The organism is Actinoplanes sp. NPDC023801, from assembly GCF_040639655.1.
Classification (GTDB): Bacteria; Actinomycetota; Actinomycetes; order Mycobacteriales; family Micromonosporaceae; genus Actinoplanes.
Genome location: NZ_JBFAAI010000002.1, coordinates 190,498 through 206,367, shown reverse-complemented (window position 1 = coordinate 206,367; position 15,870 = coordinate 190,498). Strand labels below are relative to the sequence as shown.

The window sequence follows — 15,870 nt, the reverse complement described above, 5'->3', positions numbered from 1 at the left end:
GCGCGGTGACCACGACCGTGGTGCCCTATGTCTTCCGCGCGGTGACCACGATCGTCGTGTAGGGCATGGTGAACCGCTCGCCGATCACCTCGCTTAGCCCGGCCAGCAACGCGTCCAGTTCGCCCGGCGGCAGCAGATGGTGGCCGCCGGCGGTCGGCACCTGGTCGAGCCAGTCCTCGCGGCGGTACTCGTGCTCCCACGAGTACCGCCACACCTCGGCCGCTTCGAACGCCGCATCCAGTCCGGCCGTCGCCTTTTCCGCGACGCTCGCGTACGGGTCGGCGCCCGCCCACGGGTCGAACGGCAGACTCGGCGCCGCCCGCCGGTAGATCGTGGCGAATGTGGCGGCCAGCCCGGCCGGTGGCTCGACGGTGTTCCAGAACAGCGCCAGCCGCCCGCCCGGCCGCAGAACCTGAGCGGCCCGGGCGGCGCCCGCGACCGGATCCACCCAGTGCCAGGTCTGCCCGGCCACCACCGCGTCGAAGGTCCGCCCGCGCGGCTCCCACTCCTCGAACCGGGCCTGCTCCACCGTGAACCCGGACCGGCGCGCCACCTCGGCTATCCGCGGGTCGGGTTCGACGCCGAGCACCCGGCAGCCGGCGTCGCGGAACTGCCGGGCCGCGATGCCGGTGCCGATCCCGACGTCGAGCAGGTCACGGGCGTCCGCGGCGATCCGTTCGATCATGGCCGCGGGGTAGCGGGGCCGGGTGCGGTCGTAGCGCTCGGCGTCGATGCCGAACGACAGGGCGATCCTCCGCCGGTCCGGGTCCGCGGGGTGACCGGCATCGTGGGGGTGGCCGGCATCGTGGGAGCGGGCGTGGTGGGAGTGGCCAGGGTTAGTGGGCATGCGCCCACTCTAAATGGGCGCTTGCCCACTCGACTAGATTCGCTTGCGTGCCGACCGGTGTGGCCCTGCGAGACGTGCGCGAACAACTCTTCGACGCCGCCGACCGCATCCTGCTCAGATCCGGTCCCGAAGCGCTCACCAGCCGTGCCGTCACCGTCGGCGCCGGATGCGCCAAAGGCGTCCTGCACCGGCACTTCACCGACTTCGACACGTTCCTCACCGAGTACGTCCTCGACCGCTCCACCCGCATGGACGCGCAGGTTCTGTTCCTGCGCGAGGCTGCCGGCACCGGAACCGTCGCCGGGAACGTCGCCGCCGCCCTGACCGCCCTGTTCGATTCCGTCGCGGTCGCCATCGTCGCGCTTGTCACGTTCCGCGACGGCCTGCGCGCCCGGCTCCGCGAGACCTGGCCCGCCGGCATCCCCGTTCTCACCCGGGCCGCCGAGATCCTCGCCGACTACCTGGAGGACGAACGCGCCCGGGGCCGGATCGCCGCCACCGCCGACCCCGCCACCCTCGGCGCCATCCTGATCGGCACCGCCCACCTGCTCCACGCCGACCGCACCGGCCCGGCACCCACGCCGGACGACCTGCTCCGGACGGTCATGGCGATCATCCCCAGCGTCGGCCCCCGATGAGCGTCCTGGCCGTCATCCCTGGCATCGCCGCCCGTTGAGGTTCGCGGCCGTCAACCCCGGCGCCGCCGCCAACGGATGACGACACCGGCGTAGGAGACCGCCACCACCACCGCGATCAGCAGCCGGACCTCGTCGAGGAACCGTTCCGGGTAGATCACCCCGGTCAGGTACGTGTCGATGAACCCCCGGCTCAGGCCCGACTGCCCGGCCCGTTCCCGGGCCCGGTCCTCCACGTGGGTCAGCGGGCAGTTCAGCTCGAACAGCACGATGCACAGACCCCACGCCGCAGCGGCCAGATGCAGCCAGATCACTCGCGGCCAGCGCCACGCCAAAAACCCGCCGAGCACCACGAACACGATGAACAGGAAGTGCACCGCCATCGCGGTCTCGGCCAGGATCCGGTAACCCATACCGGCCAGTCTCCGTCTCCTCGAAGAAACTGTCGATTAATTCGTTGGACGGAGGCCGCCCTGCTGCCTATCTTTGTATTCACGCCCACCGAGACGGACTCGGCAGGCGGAAGAACCGAGAGGGGGAGACGATGTCCGGCAAGCAGATGCGACAGCTGATGTCCCTCCTTCCGAGTCTTCCCGTCCTGAGCGGCCCGAGCCTGCGTGGTCTCGGCCGACGTCCGGGCCGGTGGCGCGACTAGCAGTCAGCTAGTGACCAGCGCGCCGCCCTCCGATTCCCGGACTGGGCGGCTTTTTCGTACGCACATTCTTTGAAAATTCCACAGCGAACGACATGTCAATGTCTCCGTAGCTCAGCGGAAAGAGCACCGGATTACGGATCCGGGTGTCGGGAGTTCGAATCTCTCCGGGGACGCATTGTGGTTGTAGCTCAGACGGTAGAGCGCCGCCTCGCCATGGCGGAGGTCCCGGGTTCGAGGCCCGGTAACCACTCTTGATGCGGGCTGGTGCAACCGGCAGCACGCCGCGCTCTGGTCGCGGAGGTTGGAGGTTCGAGTCCTCCGCCCGCAGCTTCACCCGCCCTCGTGGCCCAACGGCAGAGGCACCAGACCGAGGATCTGGACGGTGCGCGTTCGAATCGCGCCGAGGGCACGCACGTTTGATCAAGCCCGGGTAGCCCAACTGGCAGAGGCGCCGAATTCAGGGTTCGGAGGATGGGGGTTCGAATCCCTCTCCGGGTACGCAACACAGTGGAGGGCTGGCCGAGTGGCCTAAGGCGGCGGATTGCTAATCCGCAGCAGGGGTAGTAACCCTTGCCGGGAGTTCGAATCTCCCGCTCTCCGCACGTCGCCGTAGCTCAGCGGGCCAGAGCGCCGCCCTCATAAGGCGGAGGCCGGTGGTTCGAGACCACCCGGCGACACGGGGGACAAGAGGAACACACGGGTCGTGGCGCAGCTTGGTCAGCGCGCTCGCTTTGGGAGCGAGATGTCGCGGGTTCGAATCCCGCCGACCCGACGTACGGCACGACGCGCCGCTAGCTCAACAGGTAGAGCAGCTGGCTCTTAACCAGCGGGTTCGGGGTTCGAGTCCCTGGCGGCGCACCACCACACCTGGTCGGAGCGGGTAGCCCGCTGCTGGACCTTGCTGCTGAGCACGGGGACAGCAGCAAGGTCCGGCAGCGGGCTTCCGTGCTTCCGGTCGGCCACCCGAGTTCACGAGGCCGCCCGGTGCCGCCGGCGGGCGAGCAGCCAGAGGTAGCTGACCTCGTGGCCGCCCTCCGACTGGGCCTGGATCTCGTCGCGGACGATGTCGAAGCCGGCCTCGGTCAGCAGGCGGCGGGTGACGTCGGGTTCGTAGGAGCTGAAGTACATCGGGGCGCCCAGCCAGTCGGCGACGACGCCCGGCAGGTCCTCGATCTCGACGCAGCACAGCAGGTAGCCATCGGTGGCGAGCCAGGTGTGCACGAGGCCGAACATCTCGGCGAGTCGTTCGCGTGGAATGTGGTCGAAGGTGTAGAAGGCGGTCACCGCGGCGAAGCTGCCGGGCGCATGGTCGAGTTTCAGGATGTCACCGGTGCTGAACTCGCCGGCCGGCACGTTCGCCCGCGCCAGTTCGACCTGGCGGGGCGAGACGTCGACGCCGGTCAGACGGTGGCGGCGGGCGATCCGTTCACCGGCGGGCAGTCCGTTGCCGCAGCCGAGGTCGAGCACCGGCGAGCCGTCGGGCAGCCGGGCGAGCAGGTCGTCGAGCCAGGCGGCCCGTGGCCACGGGGCGTCGCGTTCGAGTTCGGCATATCGTTCGGCGACCGTGTCGTACCCGTGCGCCACGAGTTCCTGCGGTTCCTGGCCCATCTCCTGAGGATAGCCGGGTCCATCGCTCGGAGGCCTGCGCACGAGGGCCTCAGCAGGGCGGATGCTTGGGTGAACGGCTTGCGTGAACGTCCGGGATGGAGAAGCCTGCGGGTAGGGATGCGCTTGAGGAGGCCTGCCATGGGCAAGGTCATCGCTGCCCTGTCCATGTCGTTGGACGGGTTCGTCGCGGATGAGAACGACGATGTGGCCGAGCTGTTCGGCTGGTACCAGAACGGCGACGTCGAGGTGCCGAGCGCCGATCCACGCTTGGTGTTCCACGTGACCGAGGCGAGCGCCGGGTTCCTGAAACCGGCGCTGGCGGGAGCGGGGGCATTGATCTGCGGGCGGCGGCTGTTCGACCGTACCGAAGGGTGGGGTGGCCGGCATCCGGCCGGGTGCCCGGTCTTCGTGGTGAGCCATTCGGTGCCGGCCGGCTGGCCGCGTGCCGGATCGGAGACGTCGTTCCACCCCGACGCCATCGACGCGCTGGAGGCGGCGCAGAAGGTGGCGGGGGACCGGACGGTGTCGGTGTCCACGCCGACCCTGACGCATCAGTACCTGGACGCGGGCCTGCTCGACGAACTCGTCGTGTCGCTGGTGCCGGTGCTGCTCGGCACGGGCACCAGCCTGTTCGGTACGCAGGAGGTGGCGCCGATCCGGCTCAGCGATCCGGAGGTGATCGAGGGCCGGGGCGTCACCCACCTCACCTTCCGCGTTCTGCGTTAGGCAGTTTCCGCAGGAAGCGGTTCAGGTGCGGGTCGAACAGGGCCGGGTCGGACTTTCCGATCTCGTCGCGGCTCCACCATCGGATGCTGTGGAACTCGGCGGCGTCGGGCCGTAGGTGCTGGTCACGCGGGATCTCGACGACGTACCAGAGGCTCACGTCGGTGTGCCCGGCATCGATGCCGACGGTCTCGGTGACGGTCAGGAAGAGGGGTTCGGCGGACACCTTCGCGTGGATGCCGAGTTCCTCCTCGATCTCCCGCGTCGCGGTGTCCCAGGGGTCCTCGCCGACCAGCCGAGGGCGTGTCCCCGGTGCTCGCCCTCGAGGTTGTCGATCGGTTCCAGCCTGGTCACCACGTTGTGCACTGCCGCCACCGTTGAACGCATCCCGGCATGATGGCATCCGGATGTACCGGCCAGGTGACAACCGGTTGCGATTCAGCCGAGCAGATCGCTGTCGCCGCCGGACGGTCGCGGGTCCGGCAGCCGGGTCATCCGGAACGAGGTGAGCAGACCGAGCAGCCCGGCGAGCAGGGGCAGCAGCAGGGCGATCTGCAGCGCGATCGGGCGTGCCTCGGTGTTGATCCGGACCATCTCCTCGCGTACCTCGGGTGACTGGTCCTGGAGAAGGGCTTCCAGGTGCTCGTTCGTCATCACCTCGGCGTCGCTGCGCAGGGCGGCGGCGACCTGTTGCTGCTGGGCCGGGTTCAGTACGGTGCTCTCCCCGGCCCGGTCGGTGAACGAGAACGCGAGAGTCGCCAGCATGATCGCGCCGGCCGTGGCGAGGCCGAACGAGAGACCGAAGGAGCCGCCCGCCGAGTTGGCCGCGGCGGCCTCGCTGACGTGCTCCTCCTCGACCGGGGACAAGGTGAAGTTGTTGAGCTGCGAGACCAGCAGGCCGAGTCCGGAACCGGCGATCGCCAGCGGGATCAGCAGCTGCCAGCCGAAACCGGCCCGCGGTACCAGCGGGATCAGGGCCGCGGTGCCGATGCCGAGCAGCAGGAACCCGGTGCGGATGATGACCGCCGGTCGCCGTCTCCCGGCCTTGCGCCCGGCCAGCAGGGCGACGGCGAACATGCTCAGCGAGAGCGGGGCGAGCGACAGGCCGGCTTCGAGGGCGTTGTACGCCAGCACCATCTGCAGATAGATCGGCAGGGCGATCATGAGGCCGCCGAGAGCGATCTGCTGCAGCATCTGCGCGGTGATGCCGGTCCGGAACAGCGCCGACCGGAACAGGTCCGGGTCGAGGAGGGCAGGACGGTTCGCCCGCTTGCGGCGGACCAGCCAGTACGCGAGACCGGTCAGCCCGAGGACGCCGAGCGCGATGAGTGCCAGGACGGCGTCGCCGCCCTCCTCCCACACCAGGATGCCGAGGACGATGCCGCCCATGCCGAGGACCGAGAGCACCGAGCCGACGGCGTCGATGCGCCGCGGTCCGGTGTACTCGACGTCGCGGATCAGGCCGACGCCGGAGAGCACCGCGGCGATGATGACGACCTCCAGTGCGAAGCCGACCCGCCAGGACCGGAACGTGGTGATGAAACCGCCGATCAGCGGCCCGACCGCGGCGGCGATCGCGGCGGCGGCGCCGACCATGGCGTACACCCGGCGTTGTTCGGGCCCTTCGAAGTTGCCGTGGATGAGTGACTGCATGGACGGCAGCAGCAGCGACGCCCCGATGCCGCCGATCAGTGCCCAGCAGATGACGATCGGGAGCAGGCTGTCGGCGATGGTCATGGCCAGCGCGCCGACCGCGTACCCGAGCAGGCCCAGCACGAAGGCCCGCTTGCGTCCGATCAGGTCGCCGATCTTGCCGCCGATCAGGATGAAGGCGGCGGAGACCAGGGCCTCCAGGGCGATGGCCGACTGTACGCCGCTCGCCGTGGTGTCCAGGTCGCGGACCACCGCGGAGATCGAGACGTTCATCAGCGAGGTGTCGACGACGAGGACGAACATGGCCATCGACAGCAGGATGCCGAGTCGTGCCGGCCGGCCTGTGGTCCTCGCGTCCCCCGTCATGTGGTGCAGCGTGCTGACGATCGATGCCGGCGGCATCCCCCGGCACGGATGAGGTGGGCGACAATACCCGCATGACCTCGCGCATCGTCTCTCTCGTGGAGCCCGGCTCCGACTTCCCGGCGTGGATCGCCGAAGGACCCGACGGGCGGCCGCTGGGCACGGCGTTCCTGCGGGCACCGGCCTCGGCGCGGACCGGTGAGCTGCGGATCACCGTGCATCCGGCCGAGCGGCGGTCCGGGGTCGGCACCCGGCTGCTGAACGAGGCGAAGTCGGCGGGCACCGCGCGGGGACTCACGGCGTTGCTCGGTGACGCGGTGGCGGAAGGGTCCGAGGGGGACGCGTTCTGTGTCGCGGCCGGGCTCCGGCGGGTGCTGGCTCTCACGTACACCCGCCTGGATCTCTCGTCCTGGAGCGGGGTTCCGGAACCGGAGCGGGGCGGGTACCGGCTGATCCACTGGGAGGGCACGGTTCCGGACGAGCTGGCCGAGACGTTCGCGCGGTCCCGCAAGGCGATGGACGACATGCCGATGGACGACGCCGCCTGGGAGCCGGACGTGTGGGACGTGCCCCGGCTGCACCGGATCGCCGACGCGGTGGCCAAGCGTGGCGAGATCCTCCTGACCACGGCGGCGATCGGGGCGGACTCCGAGATCGCCGGGTTCACCGAGGTGGTCGTCGCCGGGGACGGGACCGGGGACGGGCAGCACTACGGGACCGGGGTGCTGCCGGAACACCGCGGGCGCGGGCTGGCCCGCTGGATGAAGGCGCAGCAGATCACGCACGTCCGGGGGCGGTTCCCGGAGCTGGCCGGCCTGCTCGCCGACACGGCGGACAGCAACACGGCGATGCGGCGGGTCAACGACGCGCTCGGCTACGCGCCGACCCACCGGAGCCTCCTGTACCAGGCCGATCTGTGATCAGTTCGATCACCGTGGAGGGAGGGCTGGCCGGGGAGCTCGCCGGGTTCGCCGACCGGCACGGCCTGGAGTTCCGGCACGTCCGGCTGGACCGGGGCAGGCAGCGCTCGCAGCCGATGCTCGTGGTTCCCGGCGGTGCGGCGGCCGTCCGCGAGTGGACCGGCGTGATCGAACGGACCGAACGGCGGTGGCTCCAGCCGGTACGCACCCGGACCCTGGTCCCCGCCGACGAGGCCCGGCCGGGCGAGCGGGACTTCGAGCATCACGTGGAGCTGCGGGCGGAGCCGGGCCGGGTGGTACGCATGCTCGCGCTCGCCGACCTCGCCGAGGCCCACGGCGCCGGGCTGTGCCGGGATCCGCGCCGTCTCGTCGTCCAGCGTCTGCCGGGCTCCGGACCCGAGGCCGCCGCCGCGAGCCTGGTTCAGTTGTCGGCGGCCCTGCGTGAGGCCGATCTCGACATCGCCTCGATCCAGCGGTGGTGCGTACGGCACGACAGCAATCCGGGCTGGGACACCGGCTGGCTGACCCCGGTGGCCCCGCGGCGGCTGTGGACGGTGAACCGCGACGTGATCCGGCCCGGCCTGGCGGAGCTCCCGGACACGTTCCGGCCGGTGCCGGGTGGCCGTGAGGTCGGCCAGCGGCCCGCCTTCGACCCGGCGCTCAAACAGTTCGGCAACGCGTACCGGCCGGGGGAGCCGGTCTTCGCCGACCCGCAACTCGGCAGGCAGTGGCGCGCGGCCCGGGACGCGGCCATGAACCGGCTCCTCACGGTCCTCGGCGGCAGCCGGTGGGCGGAGCATCTGGTGCTGCGGGGCAGCGCGCTCATGCGGGCCTGGGTGGGTGACGACGCCCGGCGGCCGGGCGATCTGGACTTCGTGGTCGTACCGGTGAACGTGAGCAGCGACAGCCGGAACGCCACCGAACTGCTCGACGGGATCAAAGCGGCGGCGTCCGGCGCCGGCCTGCGGTCCGATGAGACCGCCGAGTCGGCGATCTGGACGTACGAGCGTGCCGACGGCCGCCGTCTGGTCATCCCGTTCTCGGCGCCGGGAGTCCCGGACGGCAGCGTCCAGATCGACGTGGTGTTCGGTGAGCGGCTGCCGATCGATCCGGAGCCGGTCGCGTTGCCGGGTGTCGCGACGCTGGTTCTCGGGGCGACTGCCGAGCTGTCGTTGGCCTGGAAACTGCTGTGGCTGGCGACCGACCGCTACCCGCAGGGCAAGGACCTGTACGACGCCGCCCTGCTCGCCGAACACACCACCGTGGACGTGGCGCTGGTGCGGGAGCTGCTGCTTCCCGAGCTCGGCGACGAGGCGCTGGACTTCTCCGCCGCTACGCCGCTGAGCTGGTACGACGTGGACTGGGACAACTTCGCCGACGAGTACCCGGGGGTGCCCGGCGACGCGGTGCACTGGCAGCGGCGGCTGGCGCTGGCTCTGGACCGGGACTGAGGCGGACCCGGGACTGAGGCGGGCCCGGGGAGAACCCCGGGCCCGCCCGTCACTCATACCGCCGGGCGGTAACCGGCCGGACGGCTGGTGAACGTGCCCCGGCCGTGCGTGCGGCTGCGCAGGCGGGTCGCGTACCCGAACAGCTCGGCAAGCGGAACCGTGGCCGTCACCGTGCGTTCCGAGGAGTCGGTGACCTGACCGCGACGCGCCGCGAGATCGCCCAGCACCGCGCCGAGCGTGTCCGGCGGCGCGCTGACCGTGACCTCGGCGACCGGTTCGAGCAGCGTGAGCGTGCAGACGCGCAGCGCTTCGCGGAGCCCGAACCGGCCGGCCGCACGGAACGCCATCTCCGACGAGTCCTTGACGTGCGTCTGACCGTCGGTGAGCGTGACGCGCAGCCCGACCACCGGGTGACCGCCGAGCGGGCCGCCCGCGAGCGCCTCCCGGCAGCCGACCTCGACCGCCCGCACGTATTCGGCCGGCACCCGTCCGCCGGTCACCGTCGACGCGAACGCGAAGCCGGTGCCGTCGAGCGGCTCGACGTTCAGGACGACGTGCGCGAACTGGCCCGCGCCACCGTCCTGTTTGACGTGCCGGTGGACCACGCCGGTGACGCCGCCGGTGACGGCCTCACGGAGCGCGACCTGCGGGCGGCCGGTGGTGATCTCCAGGCCGGTCGCCTGCCGCAGTTTCTCCACGGCAACCTCCAGATGCAGTTCACCCAGACCGGACAGCAGCGTCTGACCGGTTTCGGCGTCCGTCCGTACGCTCAGGGACGGGTCTTCCTCCGCCAGCGCCGCGAGAGCGCCCGGCAGACGCTGGGCCTCGGATCGGGTGCGTGCCTCGACGGCCACCGAGACCAGCGGCTCGGCCGTCCGCGGCGCCTCCAGCACGACCGGATGCTGCCGGCTGGACAGGGTGGTGCCGGTGCGGACGGCCTTGAGACCGGTGACGGCGACGATGTCGCCGGCCACCGCGCGGTCGGCGTCGGTGTGCCGGTCGGCCTGCACGCGGACGATACGGGAGATTCTTTCGGTACGGCCGGAGCCGGCGTCCCACATGACATCCCCCTTCGTGATCGTGCCTTCGTAGACGCGCAGGTAGCTGAGTCGTTCCCGCTTCTTGAAGACGAGCGCGACCGGATGGCCGTCCGCGTCGCCGGCGGGTGCGGGCAGGTAGTCGACGATCGCGTCGAGCAGCTGCTCGACACCTTTGTTGCGGTAGGCAGAACCGCACAGCACGGGCACCGCGCGGCGCTCCAGCGTCAGCTCCCGGATCGCCCGCTTGAGCGTCGCGTCGGACATGTCGCCGAGCTCCTCCAGAGCGTCCGCGTGCAGCTCGGCAACCGCCTCCTCCAGCAGCTTGCGGGCGGTGGCGGCCTCCGGTGGTGGCTGGTCGACCAGGCCGGTCACGCCGGTGAAGCCGCCTTCCCGGCCGATCGGTACCTGCAGGACCAGCGGTGTCACCTCGAGCCGGTCCCGGATCGAGGCGACCGCGGCGTCCAGATCGGCGCCCGCGCGGTCGAGTTTGTTGACGAACGCGATGCGCGGAACGCCGTACCGGTCGGCGGTCCGCCACACGGACTCCGACTGCGGTTCGACACCGGCGACGCCGTCGAAGACCGCGACCGCGCCGTCAAGTACGCGCAGTGAGCGTTCGACCTCGTCGGAGAAGTCGACGTGGCCGGGTGTGTCGATCAGGTTGAGCCGGTGACCGGCCCACTCGCAGCTGACCGCCGCGGCGAAGATGGTGATGCCACGATCGCGCTCCTGGGGATCGAAGTCGGTCACGGTGTTGCCGTCGTGCACGTCGCCGGTCTTCCAGGTCATGCCGGTGGCGAAGAGGACGCGTTCGGTCAGTGTCGTCTTGCCGGCGTCGACGTGCGCGAGGATGCCGATGTTGCGGATGTTCATGACGGTTGTCTCTCGAGTCTCTGGCTGCGCCACCGCTGTCTCAGCGCGTTCGGGACAGCGGTGTGCGACAGCCGGTCTGCGGGTGGCGGACTGCGCCTGTTACAGGCAGCGACCAGCCCCGGTGGCGCAGCCGGAGCCGGCCGCACCAGACACGAGAATCAGCTCGAAACGCGACACGGGGATGACGACGGCGGTGCGGTAACGCATGGCCGTGTCTCCTCTCCTGTCGCGGTGATGGGCCAACGGTAGAGAGGTCCGTCCACCGGCGTCGACCGATTAATCTGACATTCATGACCGTCGTCATGGTGCTGCTGATCATGGCGCTGGTGCGGGTCTGGAACCGGCGCGGCCCGGCGCGGGCACAGCCCTTCACCGGGCCGATCGCGGCGATCCTGCTGGTCGCGGTCTCCGGTCTCACTCCCGCCGCGGCGGGCCTCACCCTTTCCGGCTGGGCCTACGCGCTGGGCGCGGCCCTGCTCACGGCGGGCGGATACGGGATCGCGCTCCGGATCCCCGCGGCGCGCCGGGCCTTGGCCGCCCGCGACTTCCTGGACCCGGTCCGCCGGGCACTCGCCGGGGTGCCGTTCTCGACGGTGATCTTCGAGGAGGTGGCGTTCCGCGGGGTGCTGTGGGGACTGATCTACTCCGGCCACGGAGCGGTCTGGGCAACCGTGGTGACGGCGGTGCTCTTCGGGTTGTGGCATCTTCCGGACACCAGGGAAGTGGCGTTCACCACCTTCGCGGGTGTTCTTCTCAGCGTGCTCCGGCTGGCCGGCGGGGGACTTCTGGCCCCCTTCGTGCTCCATTGGACCGCGAATGGCCTGGGAATACTCGCCTCGGCATGGGCGCGCCGATCGGTGTCCACGGAATCCGGCGGCCCCGATAAATCCTGAGACCCCTGTCGTACCCCGTCGCTAGGCTCCGGAAAGCCGCCCTACCTGTGGAGATGTTGTGAGCAGTCAACCCGCGGCGCCGGCGAAACTGGACGGCGCCGTTCTCAAGATCGCCGGGGTTGTCGTCCTCGGTGCGATCATGTCAATTCTCGACGTGACCGTGGTCAGCGTCGCGATCCCGACCTTCCAGGAGGAGTTCGGCGCGACCTACGCCGAGGTCGCCTGGACCATGACGGGCTACACACTGGCCCTCGCGACGGTGATCCCACTGTCCGGGTGGGCGGCCGACCGGTTCGGCACCAAGCGGCTCTACATGGCCGCGCTGCTGCTGTTCACCCTCGGTTCCGCTCTCTGCGCGACCGCGGACGGCATCGGCCAGCTCGTGGCGTACCGGGTCCTGCAGGGCCTCGGCGGCGGCATGCTCATGCCACTCGGCATGACGATCATGACGAGGGCGGCCGGCCCGGAGCGGATCGGCCGGCTCATGGCGGTTCTCGGCATCCCGATGCTGCTCGGCCCGATCAGCGGGCCGATCCTCGGCGGCTGGCTGATCGACGCGTACAGCTGGGAATGGATCTTCCTGATCAACCTGCCGATCGGCGCGGGTGCACTGATCTACGCCCAGCTGGTGCTCCCGAAGGACAGCCCGGAGCCGTCCGAGTCGTTCGACTTCGTCGGCATGCTGATGCTCTCGCCCGGTCTCGCGCTCTTCCTCTACGGCGTGTCCACATTGCCGGAGGAGCAGAGCATCACGTCGGACAAGGTGTGGATGCCGATGCTCGCCGGCGCCCTGCTGGTGATCGGGTTCGTGTTCTACTCGTTCAAGCCGGCGCACCCGCTGCTCGACCTGCGGCTGCTGCGCAACCGCAACCTGACCGTCGCATCGATCACCCTCGCCGTCTTCACGGTCGCGTTCATGGGTGCCGGCCTGCTCTTCCCGAGCTACTTCCTGCAGATCCGGGGCGAGTCGACGCTGCACGCCGGCCTGCTGATGGCACCGCAGGGCATCGGCGCGATGGTGACCATGCCGATCGCCGGCATGCTCGCCGACAAGGTACCGGTCGGCCGGACCGTGCCGTTCGCGCTGCTGCTGATCGCGGGCGGGTTCTTCACCTTCACCCAGGTCGGCACGGACACGTCGTACGTGCTGCTGTGCGGTTCGCTCTTCGTCATGGGTCTCGGCATGGGCGGCACCATGATGCCGATCATGACGTCGGCGCTGCGCACCCTCACCAACCACGAGGTGGCCCGCGGTTCGACCCTGCTCAACATCCTGCAGCAGATCGCCGGCTCGGTCGGTGGCGCCGTCATGTCGGTCATCCTCACCGCCGAGCTCAAAGACTCGCCGACCGTTCCGCCGCCGCCCGGCGCCCCGGCCGGTACCCCGCCGATCTCCGAGGCCGGCCTCGCCATCGCCGCCACGATGAACCCCGACAAGGTCCAGGTTCCCGACCCGAGCATCGTGGAACGGGGACTGGAGTTCGCGGCCGACGCCTTCGCCACCACGTTCACGGTCGGGTTCGTGCTCACCGCGCTGACCCTGATCCCGGCGTTGTTCCTGCCGCGCAAGCGGGAGGAGTCGCACCTGCTCGACGAGGAGAAGGGCGCCACCCCGGTCGTGCTGCACTGACCGTCACCGCTGCCGGACGCCACCAGACGGCCCCCCGTTCCCCGCACCGGACGATCCGGCGAGGGTGAGCCGCCTGGTGGCGAGATCCCTGGCCCGACGCACGTCAGGCGAGCGTGACGACCCGCGCCCAGGACGGCGGCAGGTCCCGTTCGAATTCGGGATCGTCCTCGCCGGCGTGCCGCAAGCGCGGGAACAGGCCGATCACCGTGCGGCACGACGGCTGTCGCTCCGGCCACGGCGTCTGACCGTCGGTCAGCACCACGATCACGTCCGGGCGGGAGGCGAGTGCCCTCTCGAACCCCTTCCGCAGGTCGGTGCCGCCGCCACCGATCAGCGTGAGCCCCTCCGACTCGCAGATCCCGTCCGTGACGTGGGCGGCCGCATCACAGGACAGCACCCGCACCAGATCACGCCGCCCACCGACGGCACGACCGATCGCGGCCACCTCGAGCAGGGCGCTGCCCAGCTCGCTGTCGCTCACCGAACCGGACGTGTCGATCACCACGGTCACCCGGGGCGGGCGGCGCCGCAGACTCGGCAGCACCACTCCCGGCAGGCTCGACGACCGCCGCGACGGCCGGCTGTAGACGTAGTCCTCCCCGACCCCCGGCGCCGACACCGCCGAACGGACCGCGTTGCCCAGCAGCTCACGCCACGGCTGCGGCGGGTGCACCACCTTCTCCGCCCAGCGCTGCCAGCCCGCCGGAGTGTCGCCCCGGCCCACGATGCCTTGCGCCACCCGATAGCGGACCAGTGCCCGTTCCTGCTCGTCGAGGCCGTCCGCGCCATCCGGGCCGAGTTCCCACGGGCGGGCCTGCCCGTCGGCGCCGCCACCACAGTCCAGCCAGACCAGCTGCCGGGCGTAGACGCCCAGGGCGATCTCCCCGAGGTACTCCTCCATCAGCCGGCCCGGCTCCAGGCCCAGCAGCTCCGGGACGACCGCGCCCTCGGGGCGGGGCAGTCCGTCGCCGTACACATCGTCGTTGATCTCGAAGTCCGCGGCGATGTTCATCCGCAGCCGGTCACCGGGGCCGGTCAGATCCTTCTCGGCGGCCAGCCGATCACCCCGGCCGTGATGGTCGCGCAGCAGGTGGGACACCTCGTGCACCCACACCCCGGCCAGCTGGTCCACCGGGGTCGCGGTCAGGAACGCCGGATTGACGTAGCACCGCCAGTACCGGTCCACGGCCATCGTCGGCACCGACCACGACACGACCGGCCGCAGTGCGTACAGCGCGGTCGCCAGGTACGGGCGCGCCTCGACGGCCAGCAGCCGGGCGGCGTACAACCTCTCGCTCTCCGCGCCGCTGAAAACCGTCCGCGGCCCGACCTCCCCGGTCCTCATCGGGCCGCGGTCACCCGCCGGCGGAGGCCGACCACCGGAGCCAGGCGTTCCATCTCGGCCGGGACCGGCCACTCGTCGCGGCGCAGCTTGGCCAGCGTCGAAGCCGGCACCACCACCAGATCGGGGGCGCCCGTCTCCAGCGCCCGCACCAGCACCGCCCAGGCCGCCTCCCAGCGGAGGCGATCCGGCCGCTTCCGGACCGCCTCCACCACCCCGTCGAGCGTCGCCTGCCGCTGGTCGCCCCGCTCCGGAAGGACCGCCGCCGCCGGATCGGCCAGCAGCGTCTCCGGGTCGGGCAGGTCCAGCCGATCGACGAACGCCAGCAGCTCCAGCCCCGGCCCGTCCCCGACCGTGCCGCGGACCAGCATCGACAGCACCTCCCGGGACACCCCGGCCGCGAACGCGAACGCCACCAGCCGCAACGTCATGTCCCAGCTGCGCGGCGACGGCCACGGCCCGCCCCGGCGCGCCTCGCTGTCCGGAAGCCGGTGCGTCAGCGTGGGCCGGGCCTCCAGGAACCCGCACACCGCCCGCCGCGCCCGCGCCACCGCCTCCGGAAGCCGCGCCCGGTCCAGCGCCGGCAACATCGCCCGCGGCCAGGTGCCGCCCAGACCGCGCACCACCACCTCGTGCTCGAACGCCCATTGGAGGTGCACGAACCGGTTCGCCAGCGGCGGGCTCAGCTCCCACCCGTCGGCCGCCGACGACCGCGGGTTGGCGGCCGCCACGATGCGTACCCCCGGAGGCAGGCGCAACGCACCCACCCGGCGTTCCAGCACCACCCGCAGCAGCGCCGCCTGCACCGCGGGCGGTGCGGTCGACAGTTCGTCCAGGAACAGCAGACCCTTCCCGGCTCGTACCAGCCGGACCGCCCAGTCCGGCGGTGCCATCGGCACACCCTGCGTGGCCGGATCGTCCCCGACGACCGGCAGGCCGGCGAAGTCCGACGGTTCGTGCACACTCGCGATCACCGTGGTCAGCGGCAGACCCAGCCCGTCCGCGAGCTGGTTCAGGGTGGCGGTCTTGCCGATGCCCGGCTCACCCCAGAGCAGGACCGGCAGATCCGCGGCGACAGCCAGGGTGAGCGCCTCCAGCTGGCTGTCCGGCCGCGGTTCGGTGCCGGTGGCCGTCAGCAGGGCGAGAAGATCGGCGGCGACGGGCAGGTTCTGGTCGACAATCATCAAGTTCGATCACCTTGGGGAGACAGGGCGGCCTTCGGCCACCAGGATCCGAT

General features: G+C 70.9%; 14 protein-coding genes and 9 tRNA genes. 15 read left to right on the top strand and 8 right to left on the bottom strand.

Features of this window, described 5'->3' with window-relative positions; translation table 11 throughout:
- Positions 1-25: 25 nt before the first annotated feature.
- Positions 26-847 carry a class I SAM-dependent methyltransferase gene (locus AB0G04_RS05510; RefSeq protein WP_360976856.1) on the bottom strand — a complete coding sequence of 274 codons (822 nt, stop codon included), beginning with the start codon at positions 845-847 and terminating at the stop codon, positions 26-28.
- Positions 848-894: 47 nt separating this feature from the next.
- On the opposite strand from AB0G04_RS05510, the gene AB0G04_RS05505 reads away from it, so the two are divergent.
- Positions 895-1,485: a TetR/AcrR family transcriptional regulator gene (locus AB0G04_RS05505; protein ID WP_360976853.1), complete on the top strand. Its 591-nt coding sequence runs from the start codon at positions 895-897 to the stop codon at positions 1,483-1,485.
- Between the two features lie 50 nt (positions 1,486-1,535).
- Here AB0G04_RS05505 and AB0G04_RS05500 read toward each other — a convergent pair whose 3' ends face one another.
- A complete protein-coding gene (locus tag AB0G04_RS05500) occupies positions 1,536-1,895 on the bottom strand; it encodes a DUF2784 domain-containing protein (RefSeq protein WP_360976850.1) in 360 nt (119 codons plus the stop codon).
- 342 nt (positions 1,896-2,237) lie between these two features.
- On the opposite strand from AB0G04_RS05500, the gene AB0G04_RS05495 reads away from it, so the two are divergent.
- The 9 genes from AB0G04_RS05495 (at position 2,238) to AB0G04_RS05455 (ending at position 2,998) form a co-directional block, all read left to right on the top strand.
- A tRNA-Arg gene (locus tag AB0G04_RS05495) sits at positions 2,238-2,310 on the top strand.
- A gap of 4 nt (positions 2,311-2,314) precedes the next feature.
- Positions 2,315-2,387: transfer RNA gene (locus AB0G04_RS05490), tRNA-Gly, on the top strand.
- Between the two features lie 5 nt (positions 2,388-2,392).
- Positions 2,393-2,465: transfer RNA gene (locus AB0G04_RS05485), tRNA-Gln, on the top strand.
- A gap of 8 nt (positions 2,466-2,473) precedes the next feature.
- Positions 2,474-2,546: transfer RNA gene (locus AB0G04_RS05480), tRNA-Leu, on the top strand.
- Between the two features lie 15 nt (positions 2,547-2,561).
- Positions 2,562-2,635: transfer RNA gene (locus AB0G04_RS05475), tRNA-Leu, on the top strand.
- A gap of 11 nt (positions 2,636-2,646) precedes the next feature.
- Positions 2,647-2,737: transfer RNA gene (locus AB0G04_RS05470), tRNA-Ser, on the top strand.
- Between the two features lie 3 nt (positions 2,738-2,740).
- Positions 2,741-2,814, top strand: a tRNA-Met gene (locus AB0G04_RS05465).
- Positions 2,815-2,834: 20 nt separating this feature from the next.
- A tRNA-Pro gene (locus tag AB0G04_RS05460) sits at positions 2,835-2,909 on the top strand.
- 13 nt (positions 2,910-2,922) lie between these two features.
- Positions 2,923-2,998, top strand: a tRNA-Lys gene (locus AB0G04_RS05455).
- A gap of 108 nt (positions 2,999-3,106) precedes the next feature.
- Here AB0G04_RS05455 and AB0G04_RS05450 read toward each other — a convergent pair.
- Positions 3,107-3,745: a methyltransferase domain-containing protein gene (locus AB0G04_RS05450; RefSeq protein ID WP_360976847.1), complete on the bottom strand. Its 639-nt coding sequence runs from the start codon at positions 3,743-3,745 to the stop codon at positions 3,107-3,109.
- A 138-nt stretch (positions 3,746-3,883) separates the two neighbouring features.
- Here AB0G04_RS05450 and AB0G04_RS05445 point away from each other — a divergent pair, with 138 nt between their 5' ends.
- Complete coding sequence (locus AB0G04_RS05445; RefSeq protein ID WP_360976844.1) at positions 3,884-4,471, top strand: dihydrofolate reductase family protein; 588 nt, start codon at positions 3,884-3,886, stop codon at positions 4,469-4,471.
- On the opposite strand, the gene AB0G04_RS05440 is transcribed toward AB0G04_RS05445, so the two are convergent.
- Positions 4,449-4,871, bottom strand: coding sequence for an NUDIX hydrolase (locus AB0G04_RS05440; protein WP_360976841.1), 423 nt, complete (start codon positions 4,869-4,871; stop codon positions 4,449-4,451). The two genes, AB0G04_RS05445 and AB0G04_RS05440, sit on opposite strands and share 23 nt — an antisense overlap.
- A 35-nt stretch (positions 4,872-4,906) precedes the next feature.
- On the bottom strand, positions 4,907-6,487 hold the full coding sequence (locus AB0G04_RS05435) for an MFS transporter (RefSeq protein WP_360976838.1): 1,581 nt from the start codon (positions 6,485-6,487) through the stop codon (positions 4,907-4,909).
- Between the two features lie 71 nt (positions 6,488-6,558).
- Between AB0G04_RS05435 and AB0G04_RS05430 the strand changes: the two genes are divergently transcribed.
- Positions 6,559-7,404, top strand: coding sequence for a GNAT family N-acetyltransferase (locus tag AB0G04_RS05430; RefSeq protein WP_360976835.1), 846 nt, complete (start codon positions 6,559-6,561; stop codon positions 7,402-7,404).
- Complete coding sequence (locus AB0G04_RS05425; RefSeq protein ID WP_360976831.1) at positions 7,401-8,855, top strand: nucleotidyl transferase AbiEii/AbiGii toxin family protein; 1,455 nt, start codon at positions 7,401-7,403, stop codon at positions 8,853-8,855. Before AB0G04_RS05430 ends, AB0G04_RS05425 begins: the two co-directional genes overlap by 4 nt.
- A gap of 53 nt (positions 8,856-8,908) precedes the next feature.
- Here the strand turns inward: AB0G04_RS05425 and AB0G04_RS05420 are convergent, their stop codons facing one another.
- The gene (locus tag AB0G04_RS05420; RefSeq protein WP_360976828.1) at positions 8,909-10,768 is read right to left on the bottom strand and encodes an elongation factor G; all 1,860 of its coding nucleotides are present in this window, start codon (positions 10,766-10,768) and stop codon (positions 8,909-8,911) included.
- 290 nt (positions 10,769-11,058) lie between these two features.
- Here AB0G04_RS05420 and AB0G04_RS05415 point away from each other — a divergent pair, with 290 nt between their 5' ends.
- The gene (locus AB0G04_RS05415; RefSeq protein WP_360976825.1) at positions 11,059-11,661 is read left to right on the top strand and encodes a CPBP family intramembrane glutamic endopeptidase; all 603 of its coding nucleotides are present in this window, start codon (positions 11,059-11,061) and stop codon (positions 11,659-11,661) included.
- A 58-nt stretch (positions 11,662-11,719) separates the two neighbouring features.
- Positions 11,720-13,291, top strand: a complete 1,572-nt coding sequence (locus AB0G04_RS05410) for a DHA2 family efflux MFS transporter permease subunit (protein ID WP_360976822.1) — start codon at positions 11,720-11,722, stop codon at positions 13,289-13,291.
- A 103-nt stretch (positions 13,292-13,394) separates the two neighbouring features.
- On the opposite strand, the gene AB0G04_RS05405 is transcribed toward AB0G04_RS05410, so the two are convergent.
- Positions 13,395-14,636: a VWA-like domain-containing protein gene (locus AB0G04_RS05405; RefSeq protein ID WP_360976819.1), complete on the bottom strand. Its 1,242-nt coding sequence runs from the start codon at positions 14,634-14,636 to the stop codon at positions 13,395-13,397.
- On the bottom strand, positions 14,633-15,817 hold the full coding sequence (locus tag AB0G04_RS05400; protein WP_360976816.1) for a MoxR family ATPase: 1,185 nt from the start codon (positions 15,815-15,817) through the stop codon (positions 14,633-14,635). Before AB0G04_RS05400 ends, AB0G04_RS05405 begins: the two co-directional genes overlap by 4 nt.
- Between the last annotated feature and the right edge of the window lie 53 nt (positions 15,818-15,870).